Annotated in this window: 14 protein-coding genes and 1 pseudogene; 7 read left to right on the top strand and 8 right to left on the bottom strand. The window is 63.0% G+C overall.

Annotated elements, in window-relative coordinates; genetic code table 11:
* Window positions 1-405: 405 nt before the first annotated feature.
* Together ACIPZF_RS25890 and ACIPZF_RS25885 are read left to right on the top strand one after the other, a co-directional pair.
* Complete coding sequence (locus ACIPZF_RS25890; RefSeq protein WP_400804859.1) at window positions 406-1,584, top strand: acetyl-CoA C-acetyltransferase; 1,179 nt, start codon at window positions 406-408, stop codon at window positions 1,582-1,584.
* Between the two features lie 239 nt (window positions 1,585-1,823).
* A pseudogene (locus ACIPZF_RS25885) lies at window positions 1,824-3,290 on the top strand (methylenetetrahydrofolate reductase C-terminal domain-containing protein); the annotation flags it as partial.
* Between the two features lie 58 nt (window positions 3,291-3,348).
* Here the strand turns inward: ACIPZF_RS25885 and yjiA are convergent.
* The 3 genes from yjiA to ACIPZF_RS25870 form a co-directional block, all read right to left on the bottom strand.
* Entirely contained in the window at window positions 3,349-4,323 is a 975-nt protein-coding gene (gene yjiA / locus ACIPZF_RS25880; protein ID WP_400804857.1) for a GTPase, read from the bottom strand.
* 71 nt (window positions 4,324-4,394) lie between these two features.
* Entirely contained in the window at window positions 4,395-4,592 is a 198-nt protein-coding gene (locus tag ACIPZF_RS25875) for a YbdD/YjiX family protein (RefSeq protein WP_400804855.1), read from the bottom strand.
* Window positions 4,593-4,605: 13 nt separating this feature from the next.
* Entirely contained in the window at window positions 4,606-6,672 is a 2,067-nt protein-coding gene (locus ACIPZF_RS25870) for a carbon starvation CstA family protein (RefSeq protein ID WP_400804852.1), read from the bottom strand.
* 165 nt (window positions 6,673-6,837) lie between these two features.
* On the opposite strand from ACIPZF_RS25870, the gene ACIPZF_RS25865 reads away from it, so the two are divergent.
* Together ACIPZF_RS25865 and ACIPZF_RS25860 are read left to right on the top strand one after the other, a co-directional pair.
* Window positions 6,838-7,200 (top strand): PilZ domain-containing protein, encoded by a 363-nt coding sequence (locus ACIPZF_RS25865; protein ID WP_400804850.1) that lies wholly within the window; start codon window positions 6,838-6,840, stop codon window positions 7,198-7,200.
* Between the two features lie 263 nt (window positions 7,201-7,463).
* Window positions 7,464-8,981: a nucleobase:cation symporter-2 family protein gene (locus ACIPZF_RS25860; protein ID WP_400804848.1), complete on the top strand. Its 1,518-nt coding sequence runs from the start codon at window positions 7,464-7,466 to the stop codon at window positions 8,979-8,981.
* Between the two features lie 179 nt (window positions 8,982-9,160).
* Here the strand turns inward: ACIPZF_RS25860 and radA are convergent, their stop codons facing one another.
* Window positions 9,161-10,528, bottom strand: a complete 1,368-nt coding sequence (gene radA, locus ACIPZF_RS25855) for a DNA repair protein RadA (RefSeq protein ID WP_400804845.1) — start codon at window positions 10,526-10,528, stop codon at window positions 9,161-9,163.
* 176 nt (window positions 10,529-10,704) lie between these two features.
* Between radA and mscL the strand changes: the two genes are divergently transcribed.
* Window positions 10,705-11,124 (top strand): large-conductance mechanosensitive channel protein MscL, encoded by a 420-nt coding sequence (mscL, locus tag ACIPZF_RS25850; protein ID WP_400804842.1) that lies wholly within the window; start codon window positions 10,705-10,707, stop codon window positions 11,122-11,124.
* Window positions 11,125-11,154: 30 nt separating this feature from the next.
* Here the strand turns inward: mscL and ACIPZF_RS25845 are convergent, their stop codons facing one another.
* Window positions 11,155-11,931 (bottom strand): ferredoxin--NADP reductase, encoded by a 777-nt coding sequence (locus ACIPZF_RS25845; RefSeq protein WP_400804839.1) that lies wholly within the window; start codon window positions 11,929-11,931, stop codon window positions 11,155-11,157.
* A gap of 211 nt (window positions 11,932-12,142) precedes the next feature.
* Here ACIPZF_RS25845 and ACIPZF_RS25840 point away from each other — a divergent pair, with 211 nt between their 5' ends.
* Window positions 12,143-12,856, top strand: coding sequence for an autoinducer binding domain-containing protein (locus ACIPZF_RS25840; RefSeq protein ID WP_400804836.1), 714 nt, complete (start codon window positions 12,143-12,145; stop codon window positions 12,854-12,856).
* 93 nt (window positions 12,857-12,949) lie between these two features.
* A complete protein-coding gene (locus ACIPZF_RS25835; protein ID WP_400804834.1) occupies window positions 12,950-14,074 on the top strand; it encodes a methyltransferase in 1,125 nt (374 codons plus the stop codon).
* 135 nt (window positions 14,075-14,209) lie between these two features.
* Here the strand turns inward: ACIPZF_RS25835 and ACIPZF_RS25830 are convergent, their stop codons facing one another.
* From ACIPZF_RS25830 to ACIPZF_RS25820, 3 genes are read right to left on the bottom strand one after another with little or no spacing between them, the layout of a single operon-like run.
* Entirely contained in the window at window positions 14,210-14,365 is a 156-nt protein-coding gene (locus tag ACIPZF_RS25830) for a DUF2474 domain-containing protein (protein ID WP_400804831.1), read from the bottom strand.
* Between the two features lie 9 nt (window positions 14,366-14,374).
* Window positions 14,375-15,382: a cytochrome d ubiquinol oxidase subunit II gene (gene cydB, locus ACIPZF_RS25825; protein WP_400804829.1), complete on the bottom strand. Its 1,008-nt coding sequence runs from the start codon at window positions 15,380-15,382 to the stop codon at window positions 14,375-14,377.
* 3 nt (window positions 15,383-15,385) lie between these two features.
* Window positions 15,386-16,822, bottom strand: coding sequence for a cytochrome ubiquinol oxidase subunit I (locus tag ACIPZF_RS25820; protein ID WP_400804826.1), 1,437 nt, complete (start codon window positions 16,820-16,822; stop codon window positions 15,386-15,388).
* Window positions 16,823-17,005 lie beyond the last annotated feature (183 nt).

Raw genomic sequence — 17,005 nt, 5'->3', positions numbered from 1 at the left:
GCTCGTGGCACCTGCGGCACTCAGCTTGTCATTCACCGCTCTCACTCCAGATTCTAATCCCCCTTCAAGACACAAGCGGCTTCAGCCGCGAACACGGGCGTAGCCCGTGCCATGCACCGCAGCGCCTGCTTCGCGGATGAATCCGCTCCTACCAGCGAAATGCCTCAGGCAGCATGCAATCCCTGTGTGGGCTTCAGCCGCGAACACCGGCGAAGCTGGTGCCAGCCATCGCGTCGCTTTGCTTCGCGGCTAAAGCCGCTCCCACAGGTAATGCCTGGCAGGAAACCATTCATTTGTTTTTCACATCAATGGCAAAGAAAATCAAACTTAACAAATGAGCCGAACCCACCGAAGCTGGAGGCACTGCGCCCCATTGGCGCCTAACTGCACTCGGAGAACAACAAGATGAACGATGTGGTCATCGTCGCCGCTACCCGTACCGCCATCGGCAGCTTCCAGGGCGCCCTGGCCAGCGTGCCCGCCGTCGACCTCGGCGCGGCCGTGATCAAGCGTCTGCTGGAGCAGACCGGGCTGGACCCAGCGCAGGTCGACGAAGTGATCCTCGGCCAGGTGCTCAGCGCCGGTGCCGGGCAGAACCCTGCCCGCCAGGCCGCGATCAAGGCCGGCTTGCCCTACAGCGTGCCGGCGCTGACCCTGAACAAGGTCTGCGGCTCCGGCCTCAAGGCGTTGCACCTGGCAGCCCAGGCCATCCGCTGTGGCGACGCCGAGGTGGTGATTGCTGGTGGCCAGGAAAACATGAGCCTGGCGCCCTACGTAATGCCCTCCGCCCGCACGGGCCAGCGCATGGGCCACGGCCAGTTGATCGACAGCATGATCACCGACGGCCTGTGGGATGCGTTCAACGATTACCACATGGGCATCACGGCGGAAAACCTGGTCGAGAAATACAGCCTCAGCCGTGAACAACAGGACGCGTTCGCCGCCGAATCGCAGCGCAAGGCAGTAGCGGCCATCGAGGCTGGCCGCTTCACGGACGAAATCACGCCAATCGTGATGCCGCAGAAGAAAGGCGACCCCAAGGTGTTCGACCGTGACGAACAACCACGCCCGGACACCACCGCCGATTCCCTGGCCAAACTGCGCCCGGCTTTCAAGAAAGACGGCAGCGTCACCGCAGGCAACGCCTCCAGCCTCAATGACGGCGCCGCCGCGGTGCTGCTGATGAGCGCGAGCAAGGCCAAGGCCCTGGGCCTGCCGGTGCTGGCGAAAATTGCAGCGTACGCCAGTGCCGGCGTGGACCCGGCGATCATGGGCATCGGCCCGGTGTCGGCGACCCAACGTTGCCTGGACAAGGCAGGCTGGCAACTGGGCGAGCTGGACCTGATCGAGGCCAACGAAGCCTTCGCCGCGCAGGCGCTGGCGGTGGGCAAGGCGCTGGAGTGGGATGCGGCGCGGGTCAACGTGAACGGCGGGGCGATTGCCCTGGGCCACCCGATTGGCGCCTCGGGCTGCCGGGTGCTGGTGACCCTGCTGCATGAAATGATCAAGCGCGATGCCAAGAAAGGCCTGGCCACGTTGTGCATTGGCGGTGGCCAGGGTGTGGCGTTGGCGATCGAGCGCTGATCAGGGATTGACTTAAGCAGTCCAAGCCCCTTCGCGGGGCAAGCCCGCTCCCACAGATTCACCCAAACCTGAGTTTTGTGGTGAATCTGTGGGAGCGGGCTTGCCCCGCGAAGAGGCCGGAAAGGTCTCAAAACAAGTCATGGCTGTCTCATTCAGAGCAGGATCCTGCGCCCTCGGACATGACCCTGCCTGCACCCTGTCGCACACTGCCACCCTGATCAATCCAGGTGCCCCCAGCCATGAGCCTGCTGAAATCGGCGCTGCACGAGAAAACCTTCGTCTGCGTCATGGAGTTCGTGCCCAAGCCCTCTGCAGAACGCTTCGCCGCCATGGCGGCGATCATGGACCGCGCGCAGCTGTGTGGCTGGCCGATGACCGTGGCCATCGGCGACCGTGTCGGCAGCCCGCTGGACATGTCGCCGCTGGACGCCCTGGCCAGCTTCCACAAGCCCGTCCCCGCCCTGCCCCATTTTTCCGGCAAGGATCGCGAGCGCCATCACCTGCTGGCCCAGTTGCAACGCATGGACGCCGCCGGCCTCGACCAATTGCTGCTGCTCACCGGCGACCGCCTGCCCGGCCACCAGCCTGGCGAACGCCCGGTGCGTTACCTGGAGTCGGTCGCCGCCCTGCAGATCGCGCGCCAGGCCTGCCCCCACTGGTTGCTGGGTGCCGCGCTCAACCCGTTCAAATATCGCGAGGAAGAAGGCGGCGCGCAGTATTTCAAGGCCGAGAAGAAACTTGCAGCTGGGGCAGACTTCCTTACCCTGCAACTGGGCTTCGACGCCAGCAAGCACCAGGAAGCCATGCAGTGGATGAACCGTCAGGCTGCGCGCAAGCCCATGCTGGCCTGCCTGATGAGCCTGACCCATGGCCGCGCGGCGATGCTGGAGCAGGTCGCCGGGGTGACCGTCTCGCCGTCCATGCGCGACCTGCTTGAAGCCGAAGCTGCGGTATCCAAGGCCTACGCCCAGGCGCGCAGCGTCGATCGCCTGGCCCTGCAGATCATTGGCGTGAAGTTGATGGGTTATGCCGGGGTGCACCTGTCGGGGGTTCATGAACTCAAGCAACTACTGGCGCTTGAAGAACGCCTTGAGCACTGGCAGGCGCGCATTCACTCGCTGGACCAATGGGCGCCGGCCTGGACCGATATCTGGGAAATGCCTGGCAGTCCTGTGGTGACGTTCCACCCGCCAGACGCTGACTGGCGCCAGGGCGAGTCGAAGGTCAACGCAAGCCGCAAAGAGCAGTGGCGCTATCACCTGCTGCACGGTTTTCACGCGCTGCTGTTCAGCCGCAACAACTGGTTGAGCAAGGCCTTCGGCTGGGCTGTACGTCGGCCGCTCTGGGCCACCCGCCGCGGAGCGCGCTGGTTGCATGGCCTGGAGCGCAGCGTCAAGCGACCGCTGCTGGGCTGCGACACCTGCGGCAGTTGCCGCCTTGAAGACACCTTGTACATCTGCCCGGAAACCTGCCCCAAGGGCCTGGCCAACGGACCCTGCGGCGGGACTGCGCTGAACCGCTGCGAATTCGGCGACCGCGAGTGCATTCACAGCGTCAAGTACCGCACCGCCAAGGCTGTGCGGCAGACCGCCGTGCTCACTGAGCGGCTGATCCCGTGCATCGAGGTCGAGACTCGCCACCGCAGCTCGTGGCCGCAGTGGTTCGATGCCTCTTCGCGGCTGAAGCCGCTCCCACAGACTGCACCTGCCTTGAGGACACCCCACTCAGTGGGAGCGGCTTCAGCCGCGAAAAGGCCGGCCCAGGCTAACCGGCCAGCGCCTCGAAACCAGCCCGAATCTTCGCCTCAGGCAGCTCATCGGCAATGAACACCATCACGCTCTCGCGGCTTTCGCCATCGGCCCACTCGGCGTCCCAATCGAAGCCATAGAGCTTGAGCACGCCCTGGAACACCAGGCGGCGATCTTCCCCGGCAATATTGAGCACGCCCTTGTAGCGCAGCAGTTGCTTGCCGTGGGTTTCCAGCAGCTCGTTCATGAAGTCGCTGAGGCGGTCGATGTCCAGCGGCACCTCGGTGCGCAGCACCAGGGTGGAGATGCGGTCCGGGGTGGCGGGTTTGAGCACTGGGCGCAGGCTCGGCTTGAGATTGGCGCCCAGGTCCGGGTTGAGGTTGAAGCCGCGTACATCGAGCAGCTCGGCCAGGTCGATTCGGCCGTGCTCCACCACGCCAATGGCTGCACGGCCGTTGATGCGCGCCAGCCGCTCGCGCAGGTCCTGCACCGCCGCAGGCGCCACCAGATCGGTCTTGCTCAACAGCAGGCGATCGGCAAAGCCGACCTGGGCCTGGGCGATGGTCTGGGTCAGGTGCAGCTCGGCATGCGCCGCATCGACCAGAGTGATGATGCCGTCGAGGATATAGCGGTCGCGCAAGTCTTCTTCGATGAAGAAGGTCTGCGCCACCGGCGCCGGGTCGGCCAGGCCTGTGCATTCGATCACCAGGCGGTCGAAAGCGATCTCGCCGCTATCCAGGCGTTCGAGCAGCAGGTACAGGGCGCGGGTCAGGTCGCCGTGGATGCTGCAGCACACACAGCCATTGGCCAGGGTCATGACCTGTACCGGCTCGTCGCCAAGCAGCTGGCTGTCGATGCCAGCCTCGCTGAACTCGTTCTCGATCACGGCGATCTTCAGGCCATGCTCGGCCTTGAGCATGTGCTTGAGCAAGGTGGTCTTGCCGGCACCGAGAAAGCCGGTCAGGACGGTTACGGGAATAGGCGTCTGCACGCAAAATCTCCTCAAGCTGAAAATGACTGTGGGAGCCCACAGGCTCCCACAGGTTCACGCAATGTGCCGGCTCAGCAGCACTTGGGGCCGGACTTGCCACCGTAACGCGCTTCCTGGCGTTCGCGGAAGAACGCCTCGTAGCTCATCACCGGCTTGTCCGGGTGCTTGCTCTGCATGTGCTCGACATAGTTGTCGTAGTCGGGCATGCCGACCATCAGGCGGGCTGCCTGCCCCAGGTATTTACCCAGTCGACCCAGGTCGTTGAACATCGCAGCAGTCCTCTCAAGCGTCAGGCAAAGCCTGGAACGGGGTTTCCTTGTCGGTGCGTTCCTTGCGGCCAAGGGCGGCGTAGCCAACCTTGAGCGCGAAGAACAGCACGCTGAACACCACCAGCAGGAACAGCACGGTCAGGCCGGCGTTGGTGTAGGCGTTGTAGATCACGTGCTGCATCTGCCCGATGTCCTTGGCCGGGGCCAGCACCTGGCCGGCGTCCAGCGCGGTGCTGTACTTCTTGGCCAGGGCCAGGAAGCCAACCGCCGGGTTCGGGTCGAACAGCTTGATCAGGCCCGCAGTGGTGGTGCAGATCAGCAGCCATACGGCCGGCAGCAGGGTGACCCAGACGTAGCGCTGGCGCTTCATCTTGATCAGCACCACGGTGCCGAGCATCAGGGCGATACCAGCCAGCATCTGGTTGGAGATGCCGAACAGCGGCCACAAGGTGTTGATGCCACCCAGCGGGTCGATCACACCCTGGTACAGCAGGTAACCCCACAGCGCCACGCAACCGGCGGTGCCGATCAGGTTGGCAGTCCACGACTCGGTGCGTTTGAGCGCCGGCACGAAGCTGCCCAGCAGGTCCTGCAGCATGAAGCGGCCAGCACGGGTACCGGCGTCCACTGCGGTAAGGATGAACAGCGCCTCGAACAGGATCGCGAAGTGGTACCAGAAGGCCATGGTGTTTTCACCCGGCAACACCTGGTGAAGGATCTGCGCGATACCCACTGCCAGGGTCGGCGCACCACCGGCACGGGCCAGGATGGTGTGCTCGCCGATGTCGCGGGCGACCGCTTCAAGCTGCTCCGGGGTGATCAGGAAGCCCCAGCTGCTGACCGTCTGCGCCACCGAAACGGCATCGGCACCGACCACGGCGGCCGGGCTGTTCATGGCGAAGTACACGCCCGGCTCGATCACCGAGGCGGCGACCATGGCCATGATGGCGACGAACGATTCCATCAGCATGCCGCCGTAGCCGATGTAACGGGCGTTGGTTTCGTTGTCCAGCAGCTTCGGCGTGGTCCCCGAAGAGATCAGCGCGTGGAAGCCGGACACCGCGCCGCAGGCGATGGTGATGAACAGGAACGGGAACAGGGTGCCCTTCCACACCGGGCCCGTGCCGTCGGTGAACTGGGTGAGCGCCGGCATTTTCAGCTCGGGCATGGTCACCAGAATGCCGATGGCCAGGGCGATGATGGTGCCGATCTTGAGGAAGGTCGACAGGTAGTCACGCGGCGCCAGCACCAGCCACACCGGCAGCACCGCGGCGACGAAGCCATAGCCCACCAGCATCCAGGTGATCTGCACGCCGGTGAAGGTGAACGCCGGGCCCCAGACCGGGTCTGCGGCAATCTGGCCCCCCAGCCAGATCGACGCCAGCAGCAGCACCACGCCCACCACCGAGATTTCGCCGATGCGGCCCGGGCGGATGTAGCGCATGTAGACGCCCATGAACATCGCGATCGGGATGGTCGCCATGACCGTGAACATGCCCCATGGGCTCTCGGCCAGGGCCTTGACCACGATCAGCGCCAGCACCGCAAGGATGATGATCATGATCAGGAAGCAGCCGAACAGGGCGATGGTGCCCGGGATGCGGCCCATTTCCTCGCGCACCATGTCGCCCAGCGAGCGGCCGTTGCGGCGGGTGGACAGGAACAGGACCATGAAATCCTGCACCGCACCGGCCAGCACCACGCCGGCAATCAGCCACAGCGTGCCGGGCAGATAGCCCATCTGCGCGGCGAGCACCGGGCCCACCAGGGGGCCGGCGCCAGCGATGGCGGCGAAGTGGTGACCGAAGAGGATGTGTTTGTTGGTCGGAACGTAGTCCAGGCCATCGTTGTTGAGCACCGCCGGTGTGGCGCGGCGCGGGTCGAGTTGCATCACCTTGGTGGCGATGAACAGGCTGTAGTAGCGATAGGCGACCAGGTAGATGGCCACTGACGCGACCACGATCCACAAGGCGTTGATCGCTTCGCCGCGACGCAGGGCAACCACACCCAGCGCGCAGGCTCCTATGACTGCCAGCGCCAGCCACGGAATGTGGCGTAGCAGGCTATTATTGTTGTTCATGGTTTACTTCCAGCTGGTGGATTGGAAAGACCGCCCATCGAGTCTAGGGCGAGTCAAGACGCATTGCCACACTTGCTTTGGTCTAGAGCCTCTGCGGCCAGATTGCGGTACCTGATAGGCGTACAGGATTAACTATAGTCAGGATGAACTCCGGAGGGCTTGCCCATGCGTCAACACGACGAACGTCGCCGTTTCCAACGCATCGACTTCGATGCCCCCACCGAATTGCGCCAGGGCGATTGCCGTTGGCCGGTAAAACTCATAGATCTATCGCTCAAGGGCCTGCTGGTTGAACGTCCCGAGTCCTGGAATGCCGACCAGACTCAGGATTTCGACGCGATCATCCATCTCAATCCAGAAGTCCGCGTGCAGATGCAGGTGGAATTGCGCCACGAAGAGGACACCCGCCTGGGTTTCGTCTGCCTGTATATCGACGTCGACTCGATGACCCATCTGCACCGTCTTGTGGAATTGAACCTGGCCGACAGCACCGAAATGATGCGCGAGCTGCGCGAACTCATCGAATAATGGAATCTCTTAGCTAGCTTAGATTTTTCCCACCTTGTGTTTCTTGTCTACCCAGACAGCTTCCAGCCTGGGCGGGCGAGCTTTGTACACACCCTTCTAGCACAGCATTTATCCACTTGGTACGCGATCTGCATTGCAGTCAAGCACACACTGCAATGCCGCCTGCGCGCGCTCCGATCAAAAAATTGTATACAATTCTTGTGGCAATGATTTGTAGGAAGTGTCTACAGTAGCGGCACAACAATAAACAGCGAGCCTGCTCAATGACTACGTCCCCTAGCACGTCTCCCGCCAAGCGCCCCGAGGACGAAAACCTCGGGCTTGGCGCCAACCTGGCTTATGGTCTGCAGCATGTGTTGACCATGTATGGCGGGATCGTCGCAGTACCCCTGATCCTTGGGCAGGCCGCGGGCCTGAACGGTGCCGAGATCGGCATGCTGATCGCCGCTTCGTTGTTTGCCGGTGGCCTGGCCACGCTGCTGCAAACGCTTGGCCTGCCCTTCTTCGGCTGCCAGTTGCCGTTGGTGCAAGGCGTATCGTTCGCCGGCGTGGCGACCATGGGGGCGATTCTCAGCAGCGAGGGCGGCGGTGGCTTGCCAGGCGTGCTGGGTGCGGTGATGGCGGCGTCGTTGATCGGTTTTCTGATCACCCCGGTGTTCTCGCGCATCACCAAGTTCTTCCCGCCGCTGGTCACCGGTATCGTCATCACCACCATCGGCCTGACCCTGATGCCCGTGGCCGCACGCTGGGTGATGGGTGGCAACAGCGCTTCGCCAGAGTTCGGCAGCATGGCCAACATCGGCTTGGCAGCGCTGACCTTCGCCATCGTGCTGCTGCTGAGCAAGCTGGGCAGCGCGACCATCTCGCGGCTCTCGATCCTCCTGGCGATGGTGTGCGGCACCCTGATTGCCTGGGCGCTGGGCATGACCGATTTCAGCAAGGTCGCTGAAGGTCCGATGTTCGCCTTCCCCACGCCGTTCCACTTCGGCATGCCGACCTTCCACATCGCGGCGATCCTGTCGATGTGCATCGTGATCATGGTGACTCTGGTGGAAACCTCGGCGGACATCCTCGCCGTGGGTGAGATCATCGACACCAAGGTCGACTCCAAGCGCCTGGGCAACGGCCTGCGCGCTGACATGGCGTCGAGCATCCTGGCGCCGATCTTCGGCTCCTTCACCCAGAGCGCCTTCGCCCAGAACGTCGGCCTGGTGGCCGTGACCGGAGTCAAGAGCCGCTATGTGGTGGCTACCGGTGGCGTGATCCTGGTGGTGCTCGGCCTGCTGCCGGTGATGGGCCGAGTGATCGCTGCGGTACCGACCCCGGTATTGGGCGGTGCGGGCATCGTGCTGTTCGGCACCGTGGCGGCCAGTGGCATTCGCACCCTGTCGAAGGTCAACTACAAGAACAACGTCAACCTGATCATCGTCGCCGCCTCGCTGGGCTTCGGCATGATCCCGATTGCCGCGCCGAACTTCTACCATCAGTTCCCGAACTGGTTCGAGACCATCTTCCATTCGGGCATCAGCTCGGCGGCGATCATGGCCATCCTGCTGAACCTGATCTTCAACCACTTCAAAACCGGCAACTCGGAAAACCAGTCGGTGTTCGCTGCCGCCTACGAGCGCACCATCCAGTACTCGGACATTTCCGCGCTGCGGGATGGCGATTACTTCAAGGATGGCAAGTTGTTCGATGCCGAGGGCAATGAAGTGCCGCTGCTGGAGCTGGACGAGCATGGCAATGCCACGCCGAGGCGAACGCCGGTGGCCGAGCATTGACCGCTGACTGAGCGGTAAAGAGGGGAGCCGATGCGCATCGTCGGCTCCCCTTTTTGTTTGCCTGTACCGGCCTCTTCGCGGGGCAAGCCCGCTCCCACAGGCTCCCCACAGATATCAGGAACTGTGTGGAACCTGTGGGAGCGGGCTCGCCCCGCGAAGAAGCCAGTACAGCCTATGAATTACTCGAACAAAGCATCCAGCGCTTGTTCCAGACGAGTCACGGCAATCACCTGCAACCCCGCCGGCGGGTCCTTCGGTGCATTGCCCTTGGGCACGATGGCGCGCTTGAAGCCATGCTTGGCCGCTTCTTTCAAACGCTCCTGCCCGCTCGGCACCGGCCGCACTTCGCCGGACAGACCGATCTCACCGAAAACCAGCAGCCCATGGGCCAACGGCCGGTTGCGCAGGCTGGACATCACCGCCGCCAGCAACGCCAGGTCGGAGGCGGTTTCCAGCACCTTCACCCCACCCACCACGTTGAGGAACACGTCCTGGTCATGGGTGGGAATGCCACCATGCCGGTGCAGCACGGCCAGCAGCATGGCCAGGCGATTCTGATCCAGGCCCAGGGTGACCCGGCGCGGGTTGGCCAGGTGGCTGTCGTCGACCAGTGCCTGCACCTCCACCAGCATCGGCCGGGTGCCTTCCCAGGTAGCCATGACCACGCTGCCCGGCACTTCTTCCTGGGCCCGGTTGAGGAAGATCGCCGAGGGGTTGGACACCTCTTTCAGGCCACGGTCGGTCATGCCGAACACACCCAGCTCGTTGATCGCACCGAAGCGGTTCTTCACCGCCCGCAGCAGGCGCAACCGGCCATCGGACTCGCCCTCGAAATACAGCACCGTATCGACCATGTGCTCCAGCACGCGCGGGCCGGCCAGCGAGCCTTCCTTGGTAACGTGGCCGACCAGGAAGATCGCGGTGCCGCTCTGCTTGGCATAGCGCACCAGCAGCGCCGCGCTCTCGCGCACCTGGGCGACACCGCCGGGGGCCGACTGCAACTGCTCGGTGAAGATGGTCTGGATCGAGTCGATGACCATGACCCGCGGTTTTTCCTGGCGCGCCGTGGCGATGATGGTTTCGATGCAGGTCTCGGTCATGACCTTCAGCTGATCCTGCGGCAAGCCCAGGCGCCGCGAGCGCATGGCCACCTGCTGCTGCGACTCTTCGCCCGTGACGTACAGCGCCGGCATGCCGACGGCGATATTGCACAACGTTTGCAGGAGGATGGTCGACTTGCCGATCCCGGGGTCGCCGCCGATCAACACCACCGAACCATCGACCAGGCCACCGCCCAGCACCCGATCGAGCTCGGCGCTGCTGGTGGTGAAGCGCGGGATTTCTTCGACGCTGACCTCGGCCAGGGTCTTGATCTGCGCCTGTTGCCCGGCCCAACCGGTGCGCCCGCTGGGCGCCGCCGCGCCGCCGCTCTCGATCATGGTTTCGACCAGGGTATTCCAGGCGCCGCACTCGCCGCACTGGCCGGCCCATTTAGGGAAGGTCGCGCCACATTCGGTGCAGCCATACAAACGCTTGGCCTTGGCCATGGGCAGGGTCTCCTGGAAAAAGTCGCCATGATAGCCGACGCAGACGTGTCTCGAACGCGCCGGGATGCGACAAAACTATTCGTTCTAAGCGCAGTCACTACCCCTGTACGCCACGCATGAAGCGTTTTAGTGGCTTACACTGGGTAACCTCACCATTTGTTACAAAGGAATCGAACATGGGCATGATCAGTGAGTTCAAGGCCTTCGCGGTCAAAGGCAATGTCGTCGACATGGCGGTCGGTATCATCATCGGCGCCGCCTTCGGCAAGATCGTCTCGTCTTTCGTCGGTGACGTGGTCATGCCGCCACTGGGGCTGCTGATCGGCGGGGTGGACTTCAGTGACCTGGCCATTACCCTCAAAGCAGCTGAAGGCGATGTGCCAGCCGTGGTGCTGGCGTATGGCAAGTTCATCCAGACCGTGATCGACTTCGTGATCGTGGCCTTCGCCATCTTCATGGGCGTGAAGGTGATCAACCGCCTGAAGCGCGAAGAAGCCGTGGCGCCGAGCGTGCCACCGGCGCCGACGCCTCAGGAGACACTGCTGACCGAGATTCGCGACCTGCTGAAGACGCAGAACCAGAATCGCCTGCCGTGAAATGATCGGGGGCGCCTTGCGCCCCCTGTATCACCAGTAGTTCTCTACCGCCACCTGCCCCGGCCGCTTGCTCAGGCTCAGCTGCAGGTCACGGGCTTTGAGCACTTTGCGGGTTTCGTCGATCATCTCCGGGTTACCGCAGAGCATGATCCGCGAGTGCTCGGGGGAAAATTCAAGCCCCGCCACTTTCTCCAGTTCGCCATTTTCGATCAGCGTGGTGATGCGCGCATTCAAGGCGCCCGGGTGCTGCTCACGGGTGACCACGGGAATGAACTGCAGCTTGCCAGCGAATTCGGCCAGGTATTCACGCTGCTCCAACCCGGCAATTTCGTCCACATACGCCAGCTCCCTGGCCTCGCGCACCGAATACACCAGTTTGATGTTGTCGAAGCGTTCCCAGGCCTCGAAGTCCTGCAGGATCGACATGAACGGCGCGATGCCGGTACCCGTCGCCAGCAGCCACAGGTCGCGACCACCGACGAAGCGATCGAGGGTCAGGAAGCCGAATGCCTGACGGTCGATCAACAGCGAATCACCCTCGCCCAGGCGGCTCAATTCACTGGTGAACTCGCCACCCGGGACCACGATGGAGAAGAAGTCCAGGTGCTCGTCGTGCGGTGCGCTGACCATCGAATAGGCACGCCAGACCACACTGCCATCGGCCTTGGTCACGCCCAACCGGGCGAACTGGCCGGCACGGAAGCGAAAACCCGTGTCGCGCGTCACCCGCAGGCTGAACAGGTTCGGCGTCAACGGCTGGACGTCGAGCAGCGTCTGGCGGGTAAACTTGTCGGCACTTGCGGTCATGATCGGCTTCCTGAATGGCGTGCGCACAGTGTCGCGCAAAGCGGCGCAGATAAAAACCGCTGGAGTGTAGGGGCACCGCTGGACTTTCGTCCCGTTTTCATGGAAAACCTGATTGCTATAACAAAAAATCCCAACGCCGGGCTCGGTCTTTTCCTACAATCTCCCGGGTATGCAAACGGATTGGATTCACGAACTTCAGGGAGTGTGTCAGATGCTTCAGTGGAATCATGAGCATCTCCATCAGTTGATCAGCGAGAGCGCGCCCCAGAACGTGTTCGACCTCGCGGTGCATCTGGCGCAAGACATGGACATGGATTTTCTGGGTCTGAAACTGCGCATTCAGTTGGCTGCCCAGGCGCCCAAGCTCTATCTCTACAGCAACTATCCCGTTGAATGGATCGAACGCTACCAGCGCGACGACTTCTACAAACAAGACGCGGCCGCTACCCGCAGCCATGCCTCGACCATGCCGGTGCTGTGGTCCGACGATCTGTACCGCGAAGTGCCGCAGTTTCGCGAGCAAGCCTGCCGACATGGCCTGCGCCATGGCTGGACCCAGTCGCTGCACGACCTGCAGCACCACGAGAGCCAGCTCAGCGTAGCCAGGCCCAGCGGCACCGTAAGCATCACCGAACTTTACGACAAGGCCGGCAAGGTGCAGTGGCTGTGCCATACCCTGCACGCGATCATCAGCGAGCATCACCTGACCCGCCTCAGCTCGCCACAGCCCAGGATGAGCGAGCGCGAAATCGAAGTGCTGAAATGGTCCGCCGCCGGCAAGACCGCTGCCGATGTCGCGTGCATCCTGTCACTGTCGCAAAGCATGGTGAACTTCCATATCCGCAGCGTCATCACCAAGACCAATGCCGCCAACAAGGCCGGCGCCGTCGCCATCGCCATGATGCGCGGCCTGATCGATCAATAGCCAGGCCTGCGACCTTCGGCAAAGCCCTGTAGAATCGCCGGCCAAAGCTCGTGGCGATCCGCGACGGGCAGATCCGCACCCGAGCCAGACGCCATGCCCCTGCTGAACACCCCCTATGCCGAACTCGACCTGATCCGCCAGCCGGACCAGGCCAATGACCCGCTGCAGGCCTTCGATGCCGCCGATGAATACCTGCTCGAACAGCTGCATGGGCAGCAGCTGAACCCAGACAGCCGTGTGCTGGTGCTCAATGACAGCTTTGGCGCCCTGGCTGCCAGCCTGGTCGGCCATGTGTCGGTGGTCAGCAGCGGGGATTCGCACCTGGCCCACCTGGCCCTGGAAAAAAACCTCGCACGCAACGGCCAGGCATTCGACAGCGTACCGTTCGTCCCGGCCAGCGAGCACTGGCACGGCCCGTTCGATCGCGTGCTGGTGCGCGTACCCAAGACCCTGGCGCTGCTCGAAGAGCAACTGATTCGCCTGCAAGGGCAGCTGGCCCCAGGCGCCCAGGTGATCGCCGGCGCCATGATCAAGCACCTGCCGCGGGCGGCGGGCGATCTGCTGGAAAAGTACATTGGCCCGGTACAGGCCTCGCTTGCGCAGAAAAAGGCACGCCTGCTGACCGCCGCCGTGGCCGAGCGCCCTGTCGCGCGCTCGCCCTACCCCACCCGCTACCGACTGGAAACGCCGGCACTGGAACTGCTCAACCATGCCAACGTGTTCTGTCGCGACGATCTGGACATCGGTACCCGCGCGTTCCTCCCGCACCTGCCGCGAGGCCTGGGTAACGCACGCGTGGCCGACCTGGGTTGTGGCAATGGCGTGCTGGGCATCGCCAGCGCGCTGGCCAACCCCGAGGCGCATTACACCCTGGTCGACGAGTCGTACATGGCGGTGCAGTCGGCCCAGGAAAACTGGCAGGCGGCGCTGGGCGAGCGTGAGGTAAGCGTGCTGGCCGGGGATGGCCTGGCCGGGGTGGAAAAGCAGTCGCTGGACGTGGTGCTGTGCAATCCGCCGTTCCACCAGCAGCAGGTGGTGGGCGATTTCCTTGCCTGGCGCATGTTCCAGCAGGCGCGTGAGGCGCTGGTGGTGGGCGGTGCGTTGTACATCGTCGGCAACCGTCATTTGGGTTATCACAGCAAGCTGGCGCGGTTGTTTCGGGGGGTGGAACAGGTAGCGGCGACGCCCAAATTCGTGATTCTCAAGGCCCGCAAGTAAGCCAAAAGCGGCTGCTTTGCAGCCCATTCGCGGGCAAGCCCGCTCCCACAGGGACAGCGCAACTTTCGAAAGCGGCGCGATACCTGTGGGAGCGGGCTTGCCCGCGAATGGGGCGCAAAGCGCCCCCTTGCATTGTCAGTGAGTGGTCAGTCCGGCCGCGCTCATGAACATCCGCATCACATAAGCGGCCCCCCCCAGCGCCGCCACGCTCATCGCCCAGATCAGCAGCAGCCAGCCCAGCCGCTGCCAAAGGGGTTTCTTTTCTTCAAGGCCATGTTTGCCTGTCATCATGCGCCCCTCCTAGTGATAGCCGTCTTCGTGGGTGACCTTGCCGCGGAACACGTAGTAGCTCCAGAAGGTATACCCGAGGATGAACGGCAGGATGAACAACGTGCCCACCAGCATGAAGCCCTGGCTCTGCGGTGGTGCCGCAGCATCCCAGATCGAGATCGACGGCGGGATGATATTCGGCCACAGGCTGATGCCCAGGCCGCTGTAGCCGAGGAAGATCAGCACCAGCGTCAGCAGGAACGGCGTGTAATGGGCATTGCGCGCCACCGCCTTGAGCAACCCGTAGAAGGTCACCAGCACCAGGATCGGCACCGGCATGAACCAGATCAGGTTAGGCATGCTGAACCAGCGGTCGGCGATCATCGGGTAGGCGATCGGCGTCCACAGGCTGACGATGCCGATCACCACCAGCAGCACCAGCGCCAGTGGCCTGGCCAGATCATGCATCTGTTTCTGCAGCGGCCCTTCGGTCTTCATGATCAGCCAGGTGCAGCCCAGCAGGGTGTAGGCGACGATCAGGCCCAGGCCGCTGTAGATGCTGAATGGGGTCAGCCAGTCGAGGGTGCCACCGGCGTAATGCCGGTCGACCACTTTGAAACCCTCGATGAACGCGCCCAGTGCAACGCCCTGGAAGAAGGTCGCCACCAGCGACCCGCCGATAAATGCTTTGTCCCAGATATGGCGCTTCTCGTCCTTGGCCTTGAAGCGGAACTCGAACGCCACGCCACGGAAGATCAGGCCGATCAGCATCAGCATCAATGGCAGATACAACGCTTCGAGCACCACCGAATAGGCCATCGGGAAGGCCCCGAACAGGCCGGCGCCACCCAGTACCAGCCAGGTTTCGTTGCCGTCCCACACCGGTGCAACGGTGTTCATCATCACGTCACGGTCACGCTCACCCTTGACGAAGGGGAAGAGCATGCCGATGCCCAGGTCGAAACCATCCATCACCACGTACATCATGACGCCGAAGATGATGATCACAGCCCAGATCAGCGGAAGGTCGATACCCATGGCTCAGTTCTCCTTGCTCAGGCTGGGCGTGTTGGCCTCGCGGCCATCATCGGCGGCCGACAGCGGCCTTGCCGGCGTGCGTTTCTGCCCGGGTCCGCCCGGGGTGTGGTCATCGCCCTCGCCGGTTTTCGGCCCTTTGCGCACCAGGCGCATCATGTAACCCAGGCCCGTGCCGAACAGCGCGAAGTACACCACCACGAACGCCACCAGGGTGAAGCCGAGCTGTGCATAACTGTGGTTGGAAACGCCTTCGGAGGTGCGCATCAGGCCGTAGACCACCCACGGTTGGCGGCCGATCTCGGTGGTGAACCAGCCAGCCAGGATCGCTATAAGGCCGGATGGGCCCATCCACAGGGTCAGGTACAGGAACGGCCTTGAGCTGTAGAGCGTGCCGCGCTTGCGCAGCCACAGGCTCCACAGGCCGACGAAAATCATCAGGAAACCAAGCCCCACCATGACCCGGAACGACCAGAACACGATGGTCGAGTTGGGCCGGTCCTCGGGCGGGAATTCCTTCATCGCCGGCACCTGTTTATCCAGGCTGTGGGTCAGGATCAGGCTGCCAAGCGCCGGGATTTCAACTTTGTAGCGGGTGGTCTCGGCCTTCATGTCAGGAATGCCGAACAGGATCAGCGGGGTCGGTTCGCCGGGCACGTTCTCCCAGTGGCCTTCGATGGCGGCAATCTTCACCGGTTGGTGCTTGAGGGTGTTGAGGCCATGGAAGTCACCGATCACCGCCTGCACCGGCGCCACGATCAGCGCCATCCACATGGCCATCGACAGCATCTTGCGCACGGCCGGATTATCGCGCCCGCGCAGCAGGTGCCAGGCCGCCGAGGCGCCGACGAAGAATGCCGTGGCGACGAACGCGGCGGTGGCCATGTGCATCAGGCGGTAGGGGAACGACGGGTTGAAGATCACCGCCAACCAGTCCACCGGCACCACGCGACCGTCAATGATTTCGTGGCCTTGCGGCGTCTGCATCCAACTGTTGGAGGCGAGGATCCAGAAGGTCGAGACCAGCGTGCCCAGCGCCACCATCACCGTGGCGAAGAAGTGCAGCCCGCGGCCCACACGGTTCCAGCCGAACAGCATGACGCCGAGGAAACCCGCCTCGAGGAAGAATGCGGTGAGCACTTCATAAGTCAGCAGCGGCCCGGTGACAGCGCCAGCGAAGTCGGAAAACCGGCTCCAGTTGGTGCCGAATTGATAGGCCATGACCAGGCCCGAGACCACGCCCATGCCGAAGTTGACGGCGAAGATCTTCGACCAGAAGTGATAGAGGTCACGGTAGACCTGCTCGTGGGTCCTCAGCCACAGGCCTTCGAGGACTGCCAGGTAGCTGGCGAGGCCAATGGTGATGGCCGGGAACAGGATGTGAAACGACACGGTAAAGGCAAACTGAATTCGGGCGAGCTCTAGGGCTTCTATTCCGAACATGGTGCTTCCTCTTCAGATAATCCGGCTTCCGGGCTTGTGGCCCCGTTGCCCACTGCCCCCACGTTTAAGTCGAGTGCGGCACATTGGAATTGTTCTGTTCGATCGCAGGGATTTCGGCCCACAGGCCAATTCGTTGTTTGTGGAACGATTGATCCAGATCAACGATTGCTAGGAAGCATAGTC

The sequence above is a fragment of the Pseudomonas sp. NPDC089752 genome (assembly GCF_044748725.1).
In the GTDB taxonomy this organism is placed as follows: Bacteria; Pseudomonadota; Gammaproteobacteria; order Pseudomonadales; family Pseudomonadaceae; genus Aquipseudomonas.
Note: the sequence above shows the minus strand (reverse complement) of the source record. Positions and strands in the feature narration are given on the sequence as shown.